The 25,783-nt window shown below is 67.4% G+C and carries 7 protein-coding genes; 6 read left to right on the forward strand and 1 reads right to left on the reverse strand.

Annotated elements, in window-relative coordinates; genetic code table 11:
- The first annotated feature begins 760 nt into the window (after positions 1-760).
- Entirely contained in the window at positions 761-1,081 is a 321-nt protein-coding gene (locus MKAN_RS20985; RefSeq protein WP_023371837.1) for a hypothetical protein, read from the forward strand.
- Positions 1,082-1,083: 2 nt separating this feature from the next.
- Here MKAN_RS20985 and MKAN_RS20990 read toward each other — a convergent pair whose 3' ends face one another.
- The gene (locus MKAN_RS20990) at positions 1,084-2,100 is read right to left on the reverse strand and encodes a diacylglycerol kinase family protein (protein WP_036391194.1); all 1,017 of its coding nucleotides are present in this window, start codon (positions 2,098-2,100) and stop codon (positions 1,084-1,086) included.
- Positions 2,101-2,553: 453 nt separating this feature from the next.
- On the opposite strand from MKAN_RS20990, the gene MKAN_RS20995 reads away from it, so the two are divergent.
- The 5 genes from MKAN_RS20995 to MKAN_RS21015 all read left to right on the forward strand — a co-directional run bounded on the left by MKAN_RS20995 (position 2,554) and on the right by MKAN_RS21015 (position 25,782).
- A complete protein-coding gene (locus MKAN_RS20995; protein WP_036391196.1) occupies positions 2,554-3,435 on the forward strand; it encodes an oxidoreductase in 882 nt (293 codons plus the stop codon).
- A gap of 149 nt (positions 3,436-3,584) precedes the next feature.
- Positions 3,585-4,511, forward strand: coding sequence for a DMT family transporter (locus tag MKAN_RS21000; protein ID WP_023371843.1), 927 nt, complete (start codon positions 3,585-3,587; stop codon positions 4,509-4,511).
- Positions 4,512-4,715: 204 nt separating this feature from the next.
- On the forward strand, positions 4,716-4,946 hold the full coding sequence (locus MKAN_RS21005; protein WP_023371845.1) for an MbtH family protein: 231 nt from the start codon (positions 4,716-4,718) through the stop codon (positions 4,944-4,946).
- A 269-nt stretch (positions 4,947-5,215) separates the two neighbouring features.
- On the forward strand, positions 5,216-24,022 hold the full coding sequence (locus MKAN_RS21010) for an amino acid adenylation domain-containing protein (protein WP_233032176.1): 18,807 nt from the start codon (positions 5,216-5,218) through the stop codon (positions 24,020-24,022).
- Positions 24,022-25,782, forward strand: coding sequence for an ABC transporter ATP-binding protein (locus MKAN_RS21015; protein WP_036391198.1), 1,761 nt, complete (start codon positions 24,022-24,024; stop codon positions 25,780-25,782). Before MKAN_RS21010 ends, MKAN_RS21015 begins: the two co-directional genes overlap by 1 nt.
- Position 25,783 lies beyond the last annotated feature (1 nt).

The following is a 25,783-nucleotide window of genomic DNA, read 5'->3' on the forward strand; positions in this document are numbered from 1 at the left end:
AGTACAAATACCGGATGCTGCGATGAGACTGAACGTCCGGCTGACGAGGCATGTAACAGGGAATCATCAGCGATTTCCGTACCTACGCCTCTCAGTATCTCAGTACGACAAGTGGCGGCATTTAAGCAGGTAAATCAGCCAAAGTCCGAAGATACTGACATACGGAAATGCGTATTAGCGTATTTCATGAACGCGGTCGTAGAGTTTGTCGTTCGCAACCGCCCTCAACCGGCGTTACCGCCGTCATCCAAGGTTAATTCATAAACGGAATGCGGCCCCGTAAGTGCTCGGTATTCTGTTGTTATCGGTCATTACAGCAACGACTATCCATGCCATCTGCGAAAATGAGTCACTCGGTGGTGGACGGGCGTCTCGTTGTCGGGCAATCCCGTCGTCGGCCGCTGCCGGCGGGCGCGCCGGCGGTAGCGGGCCAGCCGTGTGCGGACGGCGCTAGACCCGAGTCGACGACACCCGTGCCTGCCGCCGGGCCGCGGCCACCGCTGCTCCCGGACCGCCGCCGGAACCCCTATGCACGCCGCCTCATGACAGGCATCTGCAGCAACGTCGTCACCGACGACCGGCCGGAACCCTCCCCGTCCGCCGGGTGCGACCAGATGCGGTACCCCGCTGGCCTGCGGATGTCTGTCGCGACCCGGCCGCAACCCGCATCCGCCGTGATAGTGCAGCAACTCCTCATCTACGGATATACTGCAACGGAAGTACTGACATACTGATATGGCTTGCCGAGGGGGGCACCACGATGAGCAGCGCCGATCGCATCAACGCCGACGCCGAACGTTTCCGGGCGTACACCGCAGACGCACCATTCGCTTCGTCGGTCGCGGCGGCGCCGACCGAACCCGTCACCATCGGCCGGACACGCGCCGCGCGCACCCGGCGAACGGTCGACCTCTCCCCGGCCCAGCACCGAGCCCTCGACATCTGGCAGCGAGAAGCCGCCGACCGCCTTGGTCTCGCGCGCGTCACCGGACAAGAGGTCCTGGTCGCCCTCGTCGACCAACTACTGAGCGACCCCAAACTGTCCGCCCAGATCACCCGCACCATCCGCTCCCGGCGCTGACGTCACCACCGAGGCAGGTGACGCGCAGGCCCTACTTGCGCCACCCGGAAACGTGGCCCGGCGCTGGCCACAATCCTGACGACGCCGACGAAACGCTCGCCGTCGATGATCGGCGACAACGGCTCGTCCTCGGCCTCGATGACCATTTCTTCGCCGTTGACATCGCGTACAAGATGACCGCGGATGCTGCCGTGGGTAAGCCCTGCGGGAAGTTGCGCAACAATCCTGGAGGGCCTGGTGTCCCCGGCTTGGAAATGCAGCGCACCAGGTGCGGCGGCCTTCGGGAAGAGCCGGAACGGACCGCCGATACGCAGGTCGATCGCACCGGCGTGCAGCAGCCGGTGGGTTCGCGTCGGGACCTCCTCGCCGTCGATGACCACGCGGGCGTGGGTCGGAGCGAACAGGTGGGCCGCCCAGTTGGGTCTGTTCATGCGGCCCGGGGCAACCTTGGAGGTCACGTAGTCGCCGAACGTGCGGGCGATCACCCAGGCGACGGCCGCGCGGCCATGATCGGGGTTGGCGTAGTACTTGTCGTAGAACCGGTTGCCGACACCTCCGGCGGCCAGCCCGAAGCAAAGGCGATGGAATGGCGCGCCGTCGGCGGTCTCGCCGTTGAGTTGCAAGGTGTCGAGGCACACCTCGGGCGGCGGGTGATTCGACTCGGCGGCTGCCGCCAGAGCACCGACGATCGCATCGGCCCGCCCGCGTACCCCCGCCTTGCGCGCGACGGCGTTGACACTGCCGCCGTTGGTGGGCACAAATGCCGGCCAGCGTTCCGGGTCGGCCACGCACTGTTGGGTTTCGTTGACCAACCAGTGCAGGGCGCCGTCGCCGCCGTCGCCCACGAGGTGGGTAACCCGGGGATAAAGCTGTTGCACGGTCGTGCGGAGTTCGTCGACGGACGCGGTTTCGTGCACCTCGCCCCACCGGCCGACGATGTCGCGCAGCTCGGCGGCGCGATCACCCGGCGCAGCGAGGTTCTTGCGTGCCTTCGGGTTGACGATGACGCCCAGGTACATCTGCGGGTCACCCGCCCGGCGCACGTCTGGCCGACCCGCGGCCGTGGCGGGGCAGGTCCGGCCAGGCGGATACATCGCATCCCAAATGGATACTCCTCGGCGAAGGGCCCGCACGTGCGATTACGCGGACCATTCGGGACGATACCCAGCTTCACGGGTTTTGAATCCTGCAGTCGTCGCCGCCGGTAGACGCCGGCCAAACGCTGGGCTTCGGGGTCGGATATCGGATCGTGGCGACGCACCGTCGGGGACTTCGTCAACGGGTCGCTTTACCATGTCATCGGGGTCGAACGCGTCGAGTTTTCCAACGCGAAGAACTAGGCACTGACGGGGTGGGACAAGGATGCCTGATCGGTGCGGCGGGGTGCCGCCGCGCGCCACAGTGGTCATGGGGAACGCCGCGAAAAGCTCACCGGGGGCCGGCTGATGAGGCTCCGCATTCCAGCGTCTGCCGTGCCTGGGTGGACCGCCGCAAAGCTGCCGTCGTTCGCCGGACGTGTCGTCATTGTCACCGGCGCCAACAGCGGGCTGGGTGAGGTGACCGCCCGCGAGCTGGCCCGGGTCGGTGCCCACGTCATCCTGGCGGTACGCAACACCGAGAAAGGCGAGGCCGTCGCCCGGCAAATGGCCGACCCCGGGGCGTGTCGCCTCGAGGTGCGTCGGCTCGACCTGCAGGACCTGTCCTCGGTGCGGGACTTCGCCGACGGCATCGACAAAGTCGATGTCCTGGTCAACAACGCCGGCATCATGGCCGCCCAATACACGCTGACGGCCGACGGATTCGAGGGCCATATGGCCACCAATCACCTCGGTCATTTCGCGCTGACCAACCTGCTGCTGCCCAAGCTCACCGACCGGGTGGTGACGGTGTCCTCGCTGCTGCACAACATCGGCTACCTGAGCCTCAGTGACCTGAACTGGCAGTCGCGACCGTATTCGGCATGGCTGGCTTACGGCCAGTCGAAGCTGGCCAACCTGCTCTTCACCAGCGAGCTGCAGCGGCGTCTGGATGCCGTCGGCTCCTCGCTGCGCGCACTGGCCGCTCATCCGGGCTGGTCACACACGAACCTGCAGGGCAACTCCGGCCGCAAAGTGGTGGACGCGGCGGTCTTGGCCGTAGACCGGATGGTGTCTACCGATGCCGACTTCGGCGCCCGCCAGACGTTGTATGCGGTGTCGCAGGACCTCGCCGGCAACACGTTCGTCGGCCCGCGATTCGGCCTGTATGGCCGCACCCAGCCGACCTGGCGCAACTGGTCGGCCAGGCGCGCCGCCACCGCCGTCGCACTCTGGGAGCTGTCCGAACAGCTGACCGGTGCCAAGTTCCCCCTTTGAGGCAACGGTGCGCGAGTGTCTAAGTCGGCGAGGCGGTTTCGGCGCCGGGACCGCTGAGAACTCGGCGCACGGTCGACTCGATGCAGACGAAACGTGAATAGTGGGTATACGTGCGGCCGCGGGCCGGATGTCGGCGAGGAGGTCGCCCCATGTCGAATACCGATATCGCCGGGTTTCTCGCGTTGTGCGCCGCGCTGGCAGCCGCGGTCGGCAGTGTGATCCGCCAGCGGTCCGCCCAGGAGATCACCGACCAACCCGTCGGCTACCTGGCGCTGTTCGGAATGTTGTTGCGCGACACCCGCTGGTGGCTGGGCGGTCTGGGCGACATCGCCAGTTACTGTCTGCTCGCCGCGGCCCTCGACAAGGGCTCGGTGATGTTGGTGACGGCACTGCAGGTGACGGTGCTGCTGTTCGCGCTGCCCCTCTATGCACGGTTGGCCCATCATCGGATAACCCGGCGGGAGTGGCTGTCGGCGGTGTTGCTGGCTGCGGCGTTGGCGACACTCATCACGGCTGGGGATCCCACCGCCGGCCACTCCCGAGGCTCGCCGCAAGGCTGGATCGCGGTGGCCGCGGTGCTGGGCCCGGCCTTGGGATTGTGTGTGCTGGGCGCCCGGATCCTGGCGGATCGTCCCGCTGCGGCGGTGCTGCTGGCGGTGGTGTCGGGTTCGTCGTTGGCGCTGTTCGCGGTGCTCACCAAGGGCATCGTTGACGTGCTCGAACACGGTACGGACAACCTGTTGCGCACACCCGAGCTATATGGCTGGGTGCTGGCCGCGCTGGGCGGGATGATCTTCCAGCAGTCGGCGTTTCGCGCCGGCGCCCTGACCGCCTCACTGCCGACGCTGACGGTGGCCAAACCGGTGGTGGCCTCGGTGCTCGGGGTCACCGTGCTCGGCGAAACGTTGGAGGCCGACGGCCCGGAGTGGCTGTTGCTGGTGGCCTCGGCGGTGGTGGTGATCATCGCGACGGTCGCCTTGGCGCGCGGTGAGGCCGCCACCATGGCGGCCGGCGCTGGACGCGACGTGACGATCGCCGACCGGCCACCGGCACCGTGGCAACCCTTGACCGGTTGACGTGTTACTCGCGGCGGCATCCCGCCCGCGACCGTCGACTCCCACGCAGGGCGGTAACGGGACAGTCAATTAACCGCCGAATTGAACGGTATTGGTGCTAAGTTGACGTCGCCGATCGGTGATTTGGACATAACGCTCCACCACAAGGATGGTTCCGCGCTGGTTTGGCTTTGACCCGTATCCACTGGGCCGTGAGGAGAACGAGTGAGTGTCAATCCGTTCGACGACGACAACGGTAGCTTCTTCGTCCTGGTCAACGACGAGGAGCAGCACAGCCTGTGGCCGGTGTTCGCCGATATTCCGGCCGGTTGGCGGGTCGTTTACGGCGAGGCCACCCGGGCCGAATGTCTGGACTATGTCGACCAGAACTGGACCGATATCAGGCCGAAGAGTCTTCGCGAAAGTTTGCGGCAGAGGCAGGCTTCCGATTCGTAAGCTGTCCGGGTGGCGTCTGGATGGATGAGCACGCCAAAATCCGTGCGTATGGCATCGAGCGTGGTGAGACCCAGGCGGCGCTAGCCGGGCTGGCGGGGGTCGATCAGGCGGTGGTGATCACCCACGAGGACCGCACCGGCGACAAGCGGCTGGTGGGTTATGTCACCGAGTCGGTCACCGGCGCGGTCGACCCCGCCGCCGCGCGCGCGGCATTGGCCGAGCGGCTGCCGCCCTACCTGGTGCCGGCCGTGGTGGTGGTCCTTGAGGCCATGCCGGTGACAGTTGACGGTGAGCTCGACACTGCTTCTTTGCCGGCACCGGCACCGGCACACCGCGTCGACTCCCGGATCGAGCAGGCCCTGCGCGACATCTATGTTCGCCTGCTCGGTGTCGAGAACGTAGGGGTCGATGAGTCATTTTTCGACCTGGGCGGGGATTCGCTCTTGGCGATGCGGGCGATCGCCGCGGTCAACACTGAACTGAATGTCGACCTCAAGGTGGGCACCCTGTTCAACTGGCCGACTATTGCGCAGCTGGCATCGTGCATCGGGCGGCACTCGGGCCGGCTCAAGCGGTTGGTGGCTGCGGAGCGGCCCGCCGTGATTCCGTTGTCGTCTGCGCAAAGCCGGCTGTGGTTCATCCACCAATTGGATGGATCATCGCCGGTCTACAACCGGGCGGTGGCGTTGCGGTTAAGCGGGCAGCTCGATATCCGCGCGTTGCGTACGGCGTTGGCCGATGTGGTGGGCCGTCATGAAATCTTGCGCACGGTGTTTTCAGCGGTCGAGGGGATACCGCAGCAGGTGGTGCTTTCCGCCGAGCAAGCCGATTTCGGTTGGCAGGTCCTCGATGCGACCGGATGGCCGGCGGACCGGGTCATTGAGGCCATCGAAGAGACGGCGCGCCTCGGCTTCGATCTGGCAAGCGAAATCCCTTTGCGCGCAAGACTGTTCCGCATTCATGACCAGGAACACGTGTTGGTGATCGTGCTGCACCACATCGCCGGGGATGGCTGGTCGATCAGCGTGTTGGCCAGCGATGTGGGCGGCGCCTATGTCAGCCGGTGTTCGGGACGCGCTCCGAGCTGGGTCCCGTTGCCCGTGCAGTATGTGGACTACACGCTGTGGCAGCGGGAAAACCTCGGCGATCCGGCCGATAGTGGCAGTCCGCTGGCCGCCCAGTTGCGGTTCTGGGAAGAAGCGTTGGCCGGGATGCCCCACCGGCTTGAGCTACCCACCGATCGGCCGTATCCGCCGGTTGCCGACCACCGGGGCGGCAGCGTCGTCGTGGACTGGACCGCGGAACTGCAGCAGCGGGTAGGAGACGTTGCCCGCCGGCACAATGCGACCAGTTTCATGGTGGTCCAGGCAGCGCTTGCTGCGCTGCTGTCTCGGCTGAGCGGCAGCAGTGACGTGGCGGTGGGATTCCCGATCGCCGGTCGCGGTGATCCCGCGCTGGACGGACTGGTGGGTTGCTTCGTCAACACCCTGGTGCTACGGGTCGACCTCTCCGGGGATCCCACCTTCAGCCAATTGCTGGACCGGGTGCGCCAGCGCTGTCTGGCCGCCTACGGGCATCAAGACGTGCCCTTCGAGGCACTGGTCGAACGGCTCAACCCGCCGCGGTCGTGGACTCATCATCCCCTGGTCCAGGTGATGCTGGCCTGGCAGAACTTCACCTGGCACTACGACGACCCCGCCGCGGGATTGGCCTTGGGTGACTTGCAGGCCTCGCCCGTACCCATCGAGACCCGCACCGCCCGCATGGATCTGGCGTTTTTTCTGGCCGAACGTTCCACCGACGCGGGTGCACCTGCCGGGATCGGCGGCACGGTGGAATTCCGCACCGACGTGTTCGACGCGGCCAGTATCGAGGCATTGGTCGAGAGGCTGCAGCGGGTGCTGGTGGCGGTCACCGATCGACCGGGGCGGCGGGTGTCATCGATAGCTCTGCTTGACGCCGTTGAGCGTGCCCGGCTGGATGAATGGGGTAACCGCGCGGTGTTGGCCCGGCCCGCACCGGCGGCGATGTCGATTCCCGCGGCGTGGGCCGCGCAAGTGGCGCGCGCCCCCGATGCGGTAGCGGTCAGTTCCGCGGAGCGCTCGTGGACCTACCGCGAACTCGACGAGGCCGCGAACCGGTTGGCGCACTTGCTATCCGGCTACGGCGTCGGCCGCGGCACGTCTGTGGCCCTGCTGTTGGAGCGGTCGGCGCAGGCCGTCGTCGCGATACTGGCTGTGCTCAAGACCGGCGCGGCCTACCTGCCCCTGGACCCGGCCCTGCCGGGGCCCAGGGTGGAATTCATGGTTGACGACGCCGCGCCGGTGGCCGCGATCGCCACCGCCGGTCTGCGTGGCCGGCTCGACGGCAACCGGCTGCCGGTGATCGACGTCGCCGATCCCCGGGTCCGGGCTTGTCCGGGCACAGCCTTGCCGACGCCGGCCGCCGATGACATCGCCTACCTCATCTACACCTCGGGCACCACGGGGGTGCCCAAAGGCGTTGCCATCACTCACCACAACCTGACCCAGCTGATCATGTCGTTCGACCCAGGCCTGCCCGGAGCACCGGAACAGGTGTGGTCGCAGTGGCATTCCTACGCCTTCGACTTCTCGGTGTGGGAGATCTGGGGCGCACTGCTGCGCGGCGGCCGGCTGGTGGTGGTGCCCGAGTGGGTAGCGGCCTCACCAACCGACTTTCACGACCTGCTGGTCTCCCAGCGCGTCAACGTGCTCACCCAAACCCCTTCGGCAATAGGAGTTTTGACTCCGCATGGGTTGGAGTCGACGGCACTGCTGATGGGCGGCGAGCCGTGCCCGGCCGAGGTGGTGGATCGGTGGGCCGGGGGGCGGGTGATGATCAACGCCTACGGTCCGACCGAGACCGCGATTTACACGTCGCTGAGTGCCCCGTTGAAGGCGGGTTCGGGGATGCCGCCGATCGGTTCGCCGGTGGCGGGGGCGGCGTTGTTCGTGCTGGACGGCTGGTTGCGGGCGGTGCCGCCGGGGGTGGTGGGGGAGTTGTATGTGGCGGGTCACGGTGTCGGCGTTGGGTATTGGCGTCGCGGCGGGTTAACCGCGTCGCGGTTTGTGGCGTGCCCGTTCGGTCGGGCCGGTTTGCGGATGTATCGCACCGGGGATCTGGTGCGCTGGGGTGCCGATGGGCAGCTGGAGTATCTGGGGCGCGCCGATGAGCAGGTCAAGATCCGCGGGTATCGCATCGAGCTCGGTGAGGTGCGGGCGGCTTTGGCGGCCGTTTCCGGTGTGGATCAGGCGGTGGTGATCGCTCGCGAGGACCGCCCGGGTGATAAGCGTTTGGTGGGGTATGTCGTCGGGGCCGCCGATCCCGCCACCGCGCGGGCGGCGTTGGTCGAGCGGCTGCCGTCTTATCTGGTGCCGGCCGCGGTGGTGGTCGTCGATGCCTTGCCGTTGACGGTCAACGGCAAGCTCGACATTCGCGCCCTGCCGGCACCGGAGTACCTCGACGGCGGCCGCTACCGCCCGCCGGCCACCCTGGTCGAGGAGATCCTGGCGGGCATCTACGCCCGGGTGCTCGGGCGGGAGCGTGTCGGGGTCGACGAGTCGTTTTTCGACCTGGGCGGGGATTCGCTGACCGCGATGCGGGTGGTTGCGGCGGTCAACGCAACCCTGGATAGCGGTCTCAAGGTGGGCTCCTTGTTCGAGGCGCCGGCGATCGCGCAGCTGGCGCTCCGCGTCGGTGGGGACGGCGGTGGCCGTGGGCCGTTGGCGGCGGGTGCGCGCCCCGATGTCGTTCCGTTGTCGTTTGCGCAGAGCCGGCTGTGGTTCCTCGACCAGTTACACGGGCCCGCACCGGTTTACCACATGGCGGTGGCGCTGCGGCTGCGCGGGCGGCTTGATGCCGACGCGCTGGGTGCGGCGCTGGGCGACGTGGTGGCACGCCACGAGAGCCTGCGGACGCTGTTCGTCGCACCCGAGGGGCTGCCTCAGCAGCTGGTGGTGGACCCTGAGCGAGCCGACTTCGGCTGGCAGATCGTTGATGCCGCCGGGTGGCCGGCCGGCCGGCTGGAAGAGGCGATCGGCGCCACGGCCTGTCACCCGTTTGACCTGACAACCGAGATCCCGTTGCGGGCAAGGCTTTTCCGCGTCACCGACGACGTGCACGTGCTGGTGGTCGTGATGCACCATATCGCCGCCGACGGCTGGTCGGTGACTCCGCTGGCGCGTGATCTGGGGCTGGCCTATGCGGGCAGGTGTGCGGGCCGCGCCCCGGGCTGGGCTGAATTGCCCTTACAGTACGTCGATTACACGCTGTGGCAGCGTGAGCAGTTGGGGGACCCTGACGACCGCCACAGCCCGATCGCCGCGCAGCTGTGCTTCTGGGAGGATTCCCTGGCCGGGCTGCCCGAGCGCCTGCAGCTGCCCACCGACCGGCCCTATCCGCTGATCGCCGATTACCGCGGCGAAAAGGTAGAGGTGAAATGGCCGGCGGCGTTGCAGGAGCGGGTACGTGATCTGGCCCGCGAACACAACGTGACCGGTTTCATGGTGGTCCAGGCGGCGTTGGCGGCGCTGCTGTCCCGGCTTGGCGCCGGACCCGATGTGGCGGTGGGATTCCCGATCGCCGGACGCCGCGACCCGGCGCTCGACGAGCTGGTGGGCTTTTTCGTCAACACCTTGGTGCTGCGGGTCGACCTGACCGGCGATCCCACCGTCGCCGAGCTGCTGGTCCAGGTGCGACGGCGCAGCCTGGCCGCCTATGAACACCAAGATGTCCCCTTTGAGGTGCTTGTTGAACGGCTGAAACCCACCCGGTCCCTGACGCATCACCCGCTGATCCAGGTGATGTTGGCCTGGCAGCACACCGGCCCCGTCCAACTGGCGTTGGCCGACGTTCACGCCACCCCGATGCCGATCGACACGCACAGCGCCCGCATGGATCTGACGCTTTCCCTGGGTGAACGTTTCACCGACACCGGCGAGCCCGCCGGCATCTGTGGGACGGCGGAGTTTCGCACCGATGTGTTCGATGGGGCGAGCATCGAGGCGCTGATCGACCGGTTAGAGCGGGTGTTGGTCGCGATGACGGCCGATGCCACACAGCGGATTTCGTCGGTGAACGTGCTTGATGCCGCCGAGCACGCCCGGCTTGACCGGTGGGGTAACCGCGCGGTGTTGACCCGGCCCGCGCCCACGTCGGTGTCGATCCCGGCGGCCTTCGCCGCTCGGGTCGCGCACAGCCCCGATGCGGTGGCGCTGACCTGTGGTGGTGAGTCCCTGAGCTATCGGGAGCTCGACGAGGCGTCGAACCGGTTGGCGCACTTGCTGTCTGATCATGGTGTGGGTCCGGGTTCGGTTGTGGCCCTGCTGTTCTCCCGCTGCGCCGCGGCGATCGTGGCGATGGCCGCGGTGCTGAAAACCGGGGCGGCCTATCTGCCGATCGACCCGGCGTTGCCAAGGGCACGGATCGCGTTCATGGTTGCCGATGCCGCGGCGACCGCCGTCGTCACCGCGGCGGACCTGCGGTCACTGCTGGACGGATGCGACCTGGCGGTCATCGATGCCGCAGACCCTCGCATCCCCGGCTGCCCCGGCACGGCTCTACCGGCGCCCGCGGCCGATGACATCGCCTACCTCATCTACACCTCGGGCACCACGGGGGTGCCCAAGGGTGTGGCCGTCACCCACCACAACGTCACCCAACTCTTCCGGATCGCCAACTTTTTCGACAAACCCGAGAACACGGCGCCGTTCGCGGTAACCCAGTGGCATTCATACGCTTTCGACGTCTCGGTGTGGGAGATCTGGGGCGCGCTGCTGGATGGCGGCCGGTTGGTCGTCATACCCGAAGACGTCGCGGCCTCGCCGGCCGATTTTCACGACCTGTTGGTTGCCGAGCGGGTCGGTGTTCTCAGTCAGACCCCGTCAGCGGTAGGTGTTTTGCCGCCTCGTGGGTTGGAGTCGGCGGCATTGGTGGTGGCCGGTGAGGCTTGTCCGGCTGCGGTGGTGGATCGGTGGGCCGGGGGGCGGGTGATGATCAACGCCTACGGTCCGACCGAGACCACGATCTATGCCTCGATGAGCGCGCCGTTGAAGGCGGGTTCGGGGGTGCCGCCGATCGGTTCGCCGGTGGCGGGGGCGGCGTTGTTCGTGCTGGACGGCTGGTTGCGGGCGGTGCCGCCGGGGGTGGTGGGGGAGTTGTATGTGGCGGGTCACGGTGTCGGCGTTGGGTATTGGTGTCGCGGCGGGTTGAGTGCGTCGCGGTTTGTGGCGTGCCCGTTTGGTCGGGCCGGTTTGCGGATGTATCGCACCGGGGATCTGGTGCGCTGGGGTGCCGATGGGCAGCTGGAGTATCTGGGGCGCGCCGATGAGCAGGTCAAGATCCGCGGGTATCGCATCGAGCTCGGTGAGGTGCGGGCGGCTTTGGCGGCCGTTTCCGGTGTGGATCAGGCGGTGGTGATCGCTCGCGAGGACCGCCCGGGTGATAAGCGTTTGGTGGGGTATGTCGTCGGGGCCGCCGATCCCGCCACCGCGCGGGCGGCGTTGGTCGAGCGGTTGCCGTCTTATCTGGTGCCGGCCGCGGTGGTGGCGTTGCCGGGGCTGCCGTTGACGGTCAACGGCAAGCTCGACATTCGCGCCCTGCCGGCACCGGAGTATCGGGACACCGATCGCTACCGCGCGCCGGGCACCCCGGTCGAGCAGATCCTGGCCGACAGCTACGCCCGGGTCCTGGGACTGGTACGCGTCGGGGTCGACGACTCGTTCTTCGACCTGGGCGGCGACAGCATTCTGGCGATGCAGGTGGTGGCGCAGGCCAGGACCGCCGGCGTAACCTGCCGGCCGCGCGACATCTTCATCGAGCAGACCGTTGCCGGTGTGGCCCGGGTCGCCGGTGTCGCCGATGATGCGGCCGCTCTGAATGACGAGGGTGTCGGCGACGTGTCACCCACACCGATCATGTCGTGGCTACGCAGCCTGAAAAGCAGTGCCGGAGTTGAGCAGTTCAACCAAACGGTGGTCTTGCAGGCGCCGGCGGGCGTCGACGAGACCGACGTGGCGGTGGTGCTTCAGGCCTTGCTGGATCGGCACCCCATGCTGCGGCTACGGGTCGACGACGACGGCACCGGGGGTTGGTCGTTGTCGGTGCCCGAGCCCGGGGCGGTGGATGCGCGTAGTTGCCTGCAATCGGTGGACGTGTGGTCCGATGAGGCCCTGATACGGGCCCGGTCCCGGTTGAGCCCGGCCGCCGGAGTGATGCTGAGCGCGCTGTGGGTCGTCGACACCGGCCGGCTGGCGCTGATCGTTCACCATCTGGCCGTCGACGGGGTGTCATGGCGAATTCTGCTGGGGGATTTGAATATTGCCTGGGCTCAGCGTCGCATTAGGCACCAGGTGGCGTTGCCGGCGGGAGGCACGTCATTTCGGCGGTGGGCGTCGCTGCTCAGCGAGCACGCATGCTCCCCGGCAGTGGTCGACCAGGCGGACGCGTGGCGGCAGGTGCTGGCGGTCCCAGCCGCGCTGCCCGCCGTACGCTCCGCGGTGGACACGCTGGCCACCGCGGGACGGCTGTCGGTGTCATTGGATGTCGAGACCACCCGCCTGCTGCTCGCGGAAGTGCCGGCGGCATTTCATGCCGGCGTGCAGGACATCCTGTTGATCGCGTTCGGGTTGGCGTGGGCGCGGTTCTTGGGCAACGGCGGCGCGCCGATCGGCATCGACCTTGAGGGGCACGGGCGCCACGAGGACCTGGCGCCCGGGGTCGACCTGTCACGCACGGTCGGGTGGTTCACGGCCAAATACCCGGTAGCGCTGGCGGTGGGCGAGGTGGCCTGGGCACGCGTGGTCGCCGGCGACACGGCGCTGGGCGCGGTGGTCAAGGACGTCAAAGAGCAGCTTCGAGCGCTGCCGGACGGGCTGACCTACGGCATGCTGCGCTACCTCAACGCAGATGTCGCGCTGCCGGAGCCGGAACCCCCGATCGGCTTCAACTACCTGGGACGCTTGGGCGTTGCCGCGCAGGCTGATGACGGCTGGCGGATCTGCCCCGGATCCACCGGCAACAGCAGCGCGGGATTGCCGATGCCGCTGATGCACACCGTCGAGGTCAACTCCGCCACCGTCGACACCGACGCCGGCCCGCAGCTGCATGCCGACTGGATGTGGGCACCGTCGACCGTTGATCGCCCGTCCATCACCCGGCTTGCCCGGCTATGGTTCGACGCTCTGCGCGGCATCTGCGCGCATGTCGAACACGGCGGGGGCGGGCTGACCCCGTCTGACATCGCACCCGCTCGGCTCAGCCAACGCCAGATCGACGAGCTGCACCAGCAGTACCGGATCGCCGACATCCTGCCGTTGACCCCGTTGCAGCAGGGACTGCTGTTCCACGCCGGCACCGCGCAGGATCCTCACCGGCCGAGTGATCTGTATGCGGTGCAACTGGATATCAGTGTGAGCGGTCCGCTAGACGTCCACCGCTTGCGCGATGCGGTGCAGGCAGTGATCACCCGCCATCCCAACCTGATGGCCCGCTTCTGCACACGCTTCGACCAACCGGTGCAGATCATCACGCAGGACCCAGCGGTGCCCTGGCGGTATGTCGAGCTGGACGCCGAGCAGCAGATCCGGCAGGTGTGCGCGGCTGAACGCGCCGCCGTCTGCGATATCGCTCACCAGCTGCCGTTTCGAGCCGCTGTCATCCGCACCGCAGCAGACCGGCACCGGCTGGTCTTCACCTATCACCACATCGTGGTTGACGGCTGGTCGATGCCGATCCTGCTGCGGGAAATATTCGCCGGTTATCACGGGCGGCGGTTGCCCGCGGCCACGCCATATCGCAGGTTTCTCAGCTGGCTGGCCGATCGGGACCGCCGGGGCCACCGAGCCGCCGGGGCAGCGTGGCGGGAGGTATTCGCCGGCTTTGACTCCGCGACACTGGTCGGTCCGCCGGATCGGTTGGGGCTGGGCCCGCGCGGCGCGATTTCGTGCCGGGTTCCCGTCGCCACCACGCGCGCTCTCAACGAGCTGGCGCGCTTGTGCCACACCACCGTCAACATCGTGCTGCAGGGTGTGTGGGCGCAGCTGCTGATGTGGCTGACCGGCCACCACGACGTCGCCTTCGGTACCACGGTCTCGGGCCGGCCGGCCGAGCTGGCCGGGTCCGAATCGATGGTCGGACTGTTCATCAACACGGTGCCGGTGCGGGCGAACATGACGCCGGCAACTACCACCGCAGAACTGCTGGGCCGGCTGCAGCATGCCCACAACCACACGCTCGAGCACCAGCAGCTGGCGCTGGGTGACATCCACCGCATCACCGGTCAGGAGCGGCTGTTCGACACCCTTTTCGTGTACGAGAACTACCCGATCGACATCGCCGCGCTCTTGGGCGACGACGAGCTCGTCGTCACCGGCATCGCCAGCCGCGAATGCACCCACTACCCACTCGTCGTGCAAGCATCGCCGGGAAGCGAACTGGGTATTCGTGTCGACTTTCGCTCCGACCTGTTCGATGCGGCTTGTATCGAGGCGCTGATTGGGCGATTGCAGACGCTGTTGGCGCTGATGACCGCCGACCCGGGGCGGGCGTTGTCGTCGGTGGATCTGCTCGACGCCGGTGAGCACGCCAAACTCGACGGGTGGGGCAACCGCGCGGTGTTGACCCGGCCCGCGCCCGCGCCGATGTCGATTCCGGCGGCGTTCACCGCACAGGTCGCTCGTACTCCCCGGGCGGTGGCGCTGAGCTGCGGCAGTCTGTCCCTGACCTATCACGAGCTCGATGAGGCGTCGAATCGGTTGGCGCACTTGCTGTCTGGTCATGGTGCGGGTCCGGGTTCGGTTGTGGCGCTGCTGTTCTCCCGCTGCGCCGAGGCGATCGTGGCGATGACGGCGGTGCTCAAAACCGGGGCGGCCTATCTGCCGATAGACCCGGCGTTGCCGACCGCGCGGATCGGTTTCATGCTCGCCGACGCCGCGCCGGTGGTCGCGATCACCACCGCCGGGCTGGCTCATCGGCTCGCCGGGCTGGACGTGCCGGTGATCGATACCGAAGACCCACGGATCCAGGCGTGTCCGGGCACGGCGCTGCCCGCGCCGGCCGCCGACGGCATCGCCTACCTCATTTACACCTCCGGCACCACCGGCGTGCCCAAGGGTGTGGCCATCACCCACCACAACGTCATGCAGATGGTGGACTCGCTGGGCGCAACCCTGCCTGGCGGCGGGGTGTGGGCGCAATGTCATTCCTATGCCTTCGACGTCTCGGTGTGGGAGATCTGGGGTGCACTGCTGCGCGGCGGCCGGCTGGTGGTGGTGCCCGAGTGGGTAGCGGCCTCACCAACCGCCTTTCACGACCTGCTGGTCGCCGAACAGGTCAGTGTGCTCGACCAAAGTCCTTCTGCGGTGGGCATGTTGTCGCCTCATGGGCTGGAATCGATGGCGCTGGTCGTAGGTGGCGAGGCTTGTCCGGCTGCGGTGGTGGATCGGTGGGCCGGGGGGCGGGTGATGATCAACGCCTACGGTCCGACCGAGACCACGGTGGATGCCGTCAGAAGTGCGCCGTTGAAGGCGGGTTCGGGGGTGCCGCCGATCGGTTCGCCGGTGGCGGGGGCGGCGTTGTTCGTGCTGGACGGCTGGTTGCGGGCGGTGCCGCCGGGGGTGGTGGGGGAGTTGTATGTGGCGGGTCACGGTGTCGGCGTTGGGTATTGGCGTCGCGGCGGGTTGAGTGCGTCGCGGTTTGTGGCGTGCCCGTTTGGTCGGGCCGGTTTGCGGATGTATCGCACCGGGGATCTGGTGCGCTGGGGTGCCGATGGGCAGCTGGAGTATCTGGGGCGCGCCGATGAGCAGGTCAAGATCCGCGGGTATCGCATCGAGCTCGGTGAGGTGCGGGCGGCTTTGGCGGCCGTTTCCGGTGTGGATCAGGCGGTGGTGATCGCTCGCGAGGACCGCCCGGGTGATAAGCGTCTGGTGGGGTATGTCGTCGGGGCCGCCGATCCCGCCACCGCGCGGGCGGCGTTGGTCGAGCGGTTGCCGTCTTATCTGGTGCCGGCCGCGGTGGTGGCGTTGCCGGGGCTGCCGTTGACGGTCAACGGCAAGCTCGACATTCGCGCCCTGCCGGCACCGGAGTACCTCGACAGCAGCCGCTACCGCGCCCCGACCGGCCCGGTCGAGGAGATCCTGGCGGGCAGCTACGCCCGGGTCCTCGGGCTGGAACGCGTCGGGGTCGACGACTCGTTCTTCGACCTGGGCGGCGACAGCATATTGGCGATGCGGGTGATCGCCGTGATCAACACGGCCCTGGACTGCGATCTCCGGGTGCGAACGTTGTTCGACGCGCCGACGATCGCCGAACTGGCGTCCCGTATCGATGCGGAGGGAGGTGGCGTCGAGCCGCTGGTGGCCGGCGAGCGTCCGAGTGTAGTTCCGTTGTCGTTTGCGCAGAGCCGATTGTGGTTCCTCGACCAGTTACACGGGCCCGCACCGGTTTACAACATGGCGGTGGGCTTGCGGCTGCGCGGCGAACTCGAAGCCGACGCGTTGGGTGTGGCGCTGGCCGATGTGGTGGGCCGGCACGAGATCCTGCGCACCGTGATTTCGACGCTGCAGGGGATGCCCCGGCAGCTGGTGCTGCCACCCGAGCAGGCCGAATTCGGCTGGGAGATCATGGATGCCCGCGGGTGGCCGAAGGCCCGGCTGGCTGCGGCGATCGCGGAGACAGCCCGCCGCACGTTCAACCTGACGGCCGATATCCCGTTGCGGGCAAGGCTTTTCCGCATTACCCACGACGAACACGTGCTGGTGGCCGCGGTGCACCATATCGCCGCCGACGGCTGGTCGGTGACCCCGCTGGTGCGTGATCTGGGCGTGGCCTATGCCAGCCGGTGCGCGGGCCAAGCCCCGGGCTGGACCGAATTACCGGTGCAATACGCCGATTACACGCTGTGGCAGCGCGCCCAGTTCGGTGGCCTCGACGACAGCGACAGCCCGCTCGCCGCCCAGCTGCGGTTCTGGGAGGACGCCCTGGCCGGCATGCCCGAGCGCCTGCAGCTGCCCACCGACCGGCCCTATCCGCCGGTGGCGGACCACCGCGGCGCGACGGCGACGGTGGGATGGTCGGCCGAGCTGCACCAGCGGGTGCGCGCCGCGGCCCGCGAGCACAACGTCACCAGCTTCATGGTGGTCCAGGCCGCCCTGGTGGTGCTGCTGTCCAAGCTCAGCGCGAGTTCCGATGTCGCGGTAGGATTTCCGATCGCCGGCCGCCGCGATCCCGCGCTGAACGACCTGGTGGGGTGCTTCGTCAACACCCTGGTCCTGCGGGTCGACCTCGGCGGGGACCCGACCGCCGCCGAGGTGCTCGCCCAGGTGCGAGAGCGCAGCCTGGCCGCCTACGAGCACCAAGACATGCCGTTCCAAGTCGTCGTCGAGCGGCTCAAACCTGTTCGGTCGCGCACCCATCACCCCCTGGTCCAGGTGATGGTGGCCTGGCAAAACTTCGCCGGACAAGGCGATAATCCCGCTTCCGGCTTGGTCTTGGGTGATCTGCAGGTCACCCCGATTCCCGTCGACACCCACACCGCCCGTATGGATTTGGCGTTCTCGTTAGCCGAACAATTCACCGACGCCGGTGCGCCGGCCGGGATCGGCGGCGCAGTGGAATTCCGCACCGATGTGTTCGATGCGGCCAGTATCGAGGCGCTACTCGAGCGGCTGGCGAAGACGATCGCGGCGATGACCGCCGATCCCGTTGCGCGGTTGTCGTCGATCGATGTGCTGGACGACGCCGAGCGCGCTCGCCTGGACAGCTGGGGTAACGGCGCGGCGTTGACCAGACCGGCGCCCTCCGGCAGCTCCATCCCGGCGGCCTTCGCGACCCAAGCGGCGCGCATTCCCGACGCGGTGGCGCTGAGCTTCGAGGGCCGGTCGATGACCTATCGGGAATTCGACGAGGCGTCGAACCGGTTGGCGCACTTGCTGTCTGATCATGGTGCGGGTCCGGGTTCGGTTGTGGCCCTGCTGTTCTCCCGCTGCGCCGCGGCGATCGTGGCGATGGCCGCGGTGCTGAAAACCGGGGCGGCCTATCTGCCGATCGACCCGGCGTTGCCAAGGGCACGGATCGCGTTCATGGTTGCCGATGCCGCGGCGACCGCCGTCGTCACCGCGGCGGGCCTGCGGTCACTGCTGGACGGATGCGACCTGCTGATCATCGATATCGACGACCCCCGCATCCGCGAGTGCCCGCGCACCGCCCTGCCGACGCCCGCGGCCGATGACATCGCCTACCTCATCTACACCTCGGGCACCACGGGGGTGCCCAAGGCCGTAGCCGCCACCCACCACAACGTCGTCCAGCTGTTGGAGTCCCTGGGCACCGCTGCGGCACCCGGACAGGTGTGGTCGCAATCCCATTCGTATGCCTTCGATTTCTCGGTGTGGGAGATCTGGGGTGCCTTGTTGAGCGGGGGACGGCTGGTGGTGGTGCCCGAGTCGGTGACCGCCTCGCCGGCCGATTTTCACGACCTGTTGGTTGCCGAGCGGGTCGGTGTTCTCAGTCAGACCCCGTCAGCGGTAGGTGTTTTGCCGCCTCGTGGGTTGGAGTCGGCGGCATTGGTGGTGGCCGGTGAGGCTTGTCCGGCTGCGGTGGTGGATCGGTGGGCCGGGGGGCGGGTGATGATCAACGCCTACGGTCCGACCGAGACCACGATCTATGCCTCGATGAGCGCGCCGTTGAAGGCGGGTTCGGGGGTGCCGCCGATCGGTTCGCCGGTGGCGGGGGCGGCGTTGTTCGTGCTGGACGGCTGGTTGCGGGCGGTGCCGCCGGGGGTGGTGGGGGAGTTGTATGTGGCGGGTCACGGTGTCGGCGTTGGGTATTGGCGTCGCGGCGGGTTGAGTGCGTCGCGGTTTGTGGCGTGCCCGTTTGGTCGGGCCGGTTTGCGGATGTATCGCACCGGGGATCTGGTGCGCTGGGGTGCCGATGGGCAGCTGGAGTATCTGGGGCGCGCCGATGAGCAGGTCAAGATCCGCGGGTATCGCATCGAGCTCGGTGAGGTGCGGGCGGCTTTGGCGGCCGTTTCCGGTGTGGATCAGGCGGTGGTGATCGCTCGTGAGGACCGCCCGGGTGATAAGCGTTTGGTGGGGTATGTCGTCGGGGCCGCCGATCCCGCCACCGCGCGGGCGGCGTTGGCCGAGCGGTTGCCGTCTTATCTGGTGCCGGCCGCGGTGGTGGCGTTGCCGGGGCTGCCGTTGACGGTCAACGGCAAGCTCGACATTCGCGCCCTGCCGGCACCGGAGTACCGGGACACCGATCGCTACCGCGCGCCGGGCACCCCGGTCGAGCAGATCCTGGCCGACAGCTACGCCCGGGTCCTGGGACTGGAACGCGTCGGGGTCGACGAGTCGTTCTTCGACCTGGGCGGCGATTCGTTGGCGGCGATGCGGGTGATCGCCGCGATCAACACGGCTCTCGACGCGAACCTCACGGTACGCACCCTTTTCGAGGCGCCGACGGCCGCACAGTTGGCATCGTGTATTGGCCGGGATCGGCGGCGGCTTGAACCGTTGACGGCCGGCGAACGGCCTGCGGTGGTGCCGTTGTCGTTTGCGCAGAGCCGACTGTGGTTCCTTCACCAACTGTCCGGCCCCTCACCGGTTTACAACATGGCGGTCGCGTTACGGCTGCGCGGCAAGGTCGACGCCGCGGCCTTGGGTGTGGCCTTGGCGGATGTGGCGGGCCGCCACGAAAGCCTGCGCACCGTCATTCTGTCGGTGCAGGGCACACCCCGGCAGCTGGTGCTGCCGGCCGAGCGGGCCGAATTCGGTTGGGAAGTCATCGACACCACCGGATGGCCGCATGCCCGGCTAGGTTACGCAATCGAGGATGCGGCACGCCACAGTTTTGACCTGGCTTCCGAAATCCCATTGTGGGCAAAGCTTTTCCGGATCGCCAAAGACGAGCACGTGCTGGTGATCGTCGTGCACCACATCGCAGCCGACGGCTGGTCGGTGGCCCCGTTGGCGCGTGATCTGGGTGAGGCCTACGCCAGCCGGTGTGCGGGACAGACCCCCGGCTGGGCGCCGTTGCCCGTGCAATACGCGGATTACACGCTGTGGCAACGGGGCAACCTCGGTGATGTCGGCGACCGTGACAGTCCGCTCGCCGAGCAGCTGCGGTTCTGGGAGGACACCCTGGCCGGCATGCCGGAACGTTTGCAGCTGCCCACCGATCGACCCTATCCGCCGGTGGCCGATCACCGCGGCGCCAGCGTGACAGTTGACTGGCCGGCGCGGCTGCAGCAGCGGGTTCGGAGGGTGGCCCGCGAGCACAACGCGACCAGCTTCATGGTGGTTCAGGCGGCGCTGGCGGTGCTGCTGTCAAAGCTCACCGGCAGCGCCGATGTGCCGGTGGGGGTTCCGGTCGCCGGGCGCGCAGACCCCGCGCTCGATGAGTTGGTGGGTTTTTTCGTCAACACCTTGGTCCTGCGGGTCGAACTGGCCGGCGATCCGACTGTCGCCGAGGTGCTCGCCCAGGTGCGAGAGCGCAGCCTGGCCGCCTACGAGCACCAAGACGTGCCCTTCGAAGTACTTGTCGAGCGGCTCAACCCCACCCGATCGCGAACCCATCACCCCCTGATCCAGGTCTTGGCGGCCTGGCAGAACTTCCCGGGACACGTCAACGAGCCAGCCACCGGATTGGCCCTGGGCGACCTGCGGGTCACCTCGATGCCGATCGACGCCCACACCGCCCGTATGGACCTGACAATCTCACTGGCCGAACGTTTTTCGGATGCCGGTGAGCCGGCCGGAATCGGCGGGACGGTCGAGTTCCGCACCGACGTGTTCGATGCGGCCAGTATCAGGACGCTGATCCGGCGGTTGCAGAAGCTGCTGAACGTCATGTCCGCCGACCCCGCGGCGCGGTTGTCATCGATCGACATGCTTGATGACGCCGAGTACGCCCAGCTGGACGAGCGCGCCAACCGGGCGGTGTTGACTCAGCCGGCACTGCCCCGGAGGTCACTTCCGGCGTTGTTGGCAGCGCAGGCCGCGCGCACCCCGGCGGCGGTGGCAGTGAGCTGCGGGTCCTCGTCGATGACGTATCGGGAGTTCGATGAGGCGTCGAACCGGTTGGCGCACGTGCTGACCGATCATGGTGTCGTCTCGGGAAGCTGTGTGGCCCTGCTGTTTTCGCGATGTATACCCGCGATTGTGGCGATGACCGCGGTGCTGAAGACCGGGGCGGCCTATCTGCCGGTGGACCCAGCGCTGCCGGCCGCGCGGATCGAGTTCATGCTCGCCGACGCCGCCCCGGTGGCCGCGATCACCACCGTCGGGCTGGCCGGCCGGCTCACCGGGCGAGGATTGCCGATCATCGAGGTCGAGGATCCCCGCATCGCCGGCTATCCGAGCACCGGCTTACCGGAACCGGCCAGCGACGACATCGCTTACCTGACGTACACCTCGGGCACCACCGGCGTGCCCAAGGCGGTGGCCATCACCCACCACAACGTCACCCAGCTGTTGGAGTCGCTGAGTGCCGGCTTGCCGCCGGGGCAGGTGTGGACCCAATGTCATTCCTATGCCTTCGATTTCTCGGTGTGGGAGATCTGGGGTGCGTTGTCGGGCGGCGGGCGGCTAGTGGTCGTACCCGAAGCGCTGACCGCTTCGCCCACCGACCTCCATGCCCTCTTGGCGACCGAGCACGTCGGGGTGTTGAGTCAAACCCCGTCGGCGTTCGATGCGCTGCAAACCGCCGACACGCTACAGCCCGAACTGAGACATCAACTGGCGCTTCAAACCGTGGTGTTCGGCGGCGAAGCGCTTGAACCGCAGCGTCTTCGGGACTGGCTGCACAACCACCCGGGATTGCCACGCCTGATCAACATGTACGGCGCCACCGAGACGACGGTGCATGCGTCGTTCCGGGAGATCGTCAGCGGCGACGCGGACAGCAGCGCCAGTCCCATCGGAGTGCCGTTGGCACACCTTGCGTTGTTCGTGCTCGACAAGTGGTTGCGCCCGGTTCCGACGGGGGTGGTGGGTGAGCTGTATGTGGCCGGTGCCGGTGTCGGGCTTGGGTATTGGCGTCGGTCGGGGTTGACGGCGTCGCGGTTTGTGGCGTGTCCGTTCGCCGGCGCGGGGGCACCGGCACGGCGGATGTATCGCAGCGGCGATCTGGTGCGGTGGCTTCCTGATGGGCAACTGGAGTACCTCGGACGGGTAGATGAGCAGGTCAAGATCCGCGGGTATCGCATCGAACTGGGAGAGGTCCGGGCCGCGCTGGCCGCACTGGACGGGGTGTACCAGTCCGTGGTGATCGCCCGCGAAGATCAGCCCGGCGACCGGTGTTTGGTCGGTTATGTCACCGGGACGGCAGATCCGGCAGGGCTGCGGGCCGCGCTGGCCGAGCGGCTGCCGTCGTACATGGTGCCGGCCGCGGTACTGGTGGTCGACGCGCTGCCGCTGACCGTCAACGGCAAACTCGACACGCGCGCGCTTCCGGCGCCGGAATACCGCAGCGCCGACCGAGACCTCGCCCCGGCCACACCGGTCGAGGAAATCCTGGCCGACACCTACGCCCGGGTATTGGGGCTCGAGCGGGTGGGAGTCGAGCAGTCGTTCTTCGATCTGGGCGGGAACTCGCTGTCGGCGATGCGGCTGATCGCCGCTGTAAACAGCGCCCTCGACGCGCACCTGACCGTGCCCATATTGTTTGACGCGCCGACGGTCAGAGGCTTGGCAAGGCACCTGGGCGGGCACGCGACTTCGGAGACGTTTAAGTCCGTGCACGGACGCGACGCCACCGAGCTGCACGCCGGTGACCTGATGCTGGACAAGTTCATCGAGCCCGCGACCCTGGCCGCTGCCCCGACGCTGCCAGGCCCCAGTGCCGAGGTGCGCACCGTGCTGTTGACCGGAGCGACGGGCTTCCTCGGGCGATACCTGGCCCTGCAATGGCTGGAGCAGATGGAGCTGGTCGGCGGCACGCTGATCTGCTTGGTGCGGGCCGATTCCGACGAGGAAGCGCGGCGTCGTCTCGACAAGACCTTCGGCGGAGACCCGAAACTACTGGCCCACTACCGGGAACTGGCCGCTGATCATCTGCAGGTCATCGCCGGCGACAAGGGCGAAATCGACCTGGGCCTGGACCGCCGGACCTGGCAGCGGCTGGCCCAGGCCGTCGATCTGATCGTCGACTCCGCAGCGGTGGTCAATGGCGTGTTGCCCTACCGCGACCTGTTCACGCCGAACGTGGTGGGCACGGTCGAGCTGATCCGGTTGGCGCTCACCACGAGACTCAAGCCCTACAGCTACGTGTCGACCGCCAATGTCGGTGACCAGATCCAGCCGTCGGCATTCACCGAGGACGCCGACATCCGGGTCATCAGCCCCACCCGTACCCTCGACGGCAGCGTGGCCAACGGTTACGGCAACAGCAAGTGGGCCGGCGAGGTGTTGCTGCGTGCGGCCAACGACCTGTATGGGCTGCCGGTCGCGGTGTTTCGCTGCGGGATGATCCTGGCCGACACCAGCTACGCGGGCCAGCTCAACATGTCCGACACCGTCACCCGGATGGTGCTAAGCGTAGTGGCCGCCGGCGTCGCACCCGCGTCGTTTTATCAGCGCGACGCCAAGGGCAACCGGCAACGGGCGCACTTCGACGGTCTGCCGGTCGAATTCGTCGCCGAGGCCATCACCGCGCTGGGTGCCCAGGTGGTCGATGGCTTTGCGACCTACCACGTGATGAACTCCCACGACGACGGCATCGGGCTTGATGAGTATGTGGACTGGGTGATTGAAGCCGGTTACCCGATCGAGCGCATCGACGACTTCGCGGAGTGGTTGCGGCGGTTCGAGACCGCCCTGCGTGCCTTGCCGGATCGGCAGCGCCGGCACTCGGTGCTCCAGATGCTGCCGTTGCGTGACTCCGAGCGGTTACGGCCACTGGAACCGACCCGCGGCTCCAGCGTGCAAACCGCCCGATTCCGGGCAGCGGTGCAGGAAGCGAAACTCGGCCCGGACAAAGACAATCCCGATATCCCACACGTCTCGGCGCCGGTCATCCTCAAATACGTCACCGACCTGCAACTGCTCGGACTACTTTGATGCCTACAGCCAACCGCCCCGTGGCCGACAACCGCAGTATGCTCAGCCTGCTTCGCGCCCATTGGCTTTCGATGGCGGCCAGCGTGCTCGTCCTGGTAGTCTCCACCGCGCTCATCTTTCTGCAGCCGCTGCTGGCCGGCCGGCTCGTCGACCGCGCAGCGGCCGGCTCACCGGTCCTCGGCTTGGCCGGCGCGCTGGTGATCATGCTTGCCGGACAGCTGCTGCTCGAGGCGTTGGCGCATTTTCAGCTGGACCGGACCGGCGAGAAGATCGTGTTGGGGTTGCGTGCCGTGTTCACCAATCATGTTGTGCGCCTGCCCATCGGACTACTGGACCGGGGTCGTAGCGGAGACCTGCTGGCCCGCGGAACAAGTGACGCGGGTCTGTTGCGTGACATGCCACGAGCCATCGGCGACATCGTATTCGGGACGCTGACCTTGCTCGGCGCGAGTATCTTCATGCTCTCCATTGATGCGGTCACCGTCGGTGTCGTGACAGCTGTGATGGCGGTGGCATTCACCGCCGGCAACCCCTTCCTGTCCCGGATCCAACGCGCCTCATTGAATCGTCAAGTCGCGCTGGGTGATTACACTGCCGGATTGGACCGGACCCTGACCGCCGCGCGGACCGTAAAGCTGTTCGGGGCCGAAGATCGCGAAGCCGACTCCATCAACGGCGGCGCACGCGCCGCCTATGGGTCTGGCGTCCGCATCGCGTCATCCACCGCCATCAACGTTCTGCTTATCCGGTTGGGCGTCACCGGCGCATTTCTGGCGATCATGATCATTGACGGGCGCCGTGTCGCCGACGGCGGCTTATCTGTCGGCCAATTCGTCAGCATGTTCGCCTTCGCCATGTACGCCGTTTTCCCGATCACCGCCGGCTTTACCGCGCTCGCTAATCTGCGTACCGCGGCAGGCGCCTATCAACACCTGATGGAGATCCTGCGGGACATACCCGAAGGTGGCCCGTCACCGATCGGCGTTTCGGACCGTGTGGAGACACCCTTCGTTGCCGGCACTGCGCAGAGCGCCCCGCCGCTGGTCGAATTCGATCACGTGTCGTTCTCCTACGGCCCGCATCTCGTGCTCGACGACGTCTCCTTCACACTCGACCGAGATCAGATCAGCGCGCTGATCGGTCCGTCGGGCGCCGGAAAGTCGACCATTCTGGCTCTGTTGTGCCGCTTCCACGACCCGAGCACCGGGACGGTGCGGTGGCAAGGCCACGACGTCCGCAGCGTTCCGCTCACGGATCTTCGCAGCCGACTCGGACTTCTGGAACAAGACGCACCAGTCCTGCACGGCACCGTCCGCGACAACCTGCTCATCGCCGATCCCGATGCCGGTGACGCCGACTTGTGGCGCGTCCTCGAGCAAGCCAACATTGCCGGCGAAATCTCCTGTCTCCCTGGCCAACTCGATGCTCCCGTACTCGAACGCGGCCGCGGCCTGTCCGGCGGGCAACGCCAGCGGCTGGCTCTGGCTCGGGCATTGCTGTCGCGATCACAGCTCATCCTCATGGACGAACCAACTGCCCACCTCGACCGCGCCAACGAGTACGACGTCATGACCAACCTGCTGCGAGCGCGCGACCAGCGCAGCGTCCTCGTAGTTGCCCACAGGCTCTCCACCGTCACCAACGCCGACCAAATCCTGGTTCTTCAGAACGGTCGGATTCAAGCCACCGGTACCCACAGCGAACTGTTACGCATGCCGGTTTACCGCGACCTCATCGAGCACGAACTGGTCTCCCGCTAGC

It is taken from the genome of Mycobacterium kansasii ATCC 12478 (assembly GCF_000157895.3).
GTDB classification, from domain to species: domain Bacteria; phylum Actinomycetota; class Actinomycetes; order Mycobacteriales; family Mycobacteriaceae; genus Mycobacterium; species Mycobacterium kansasii.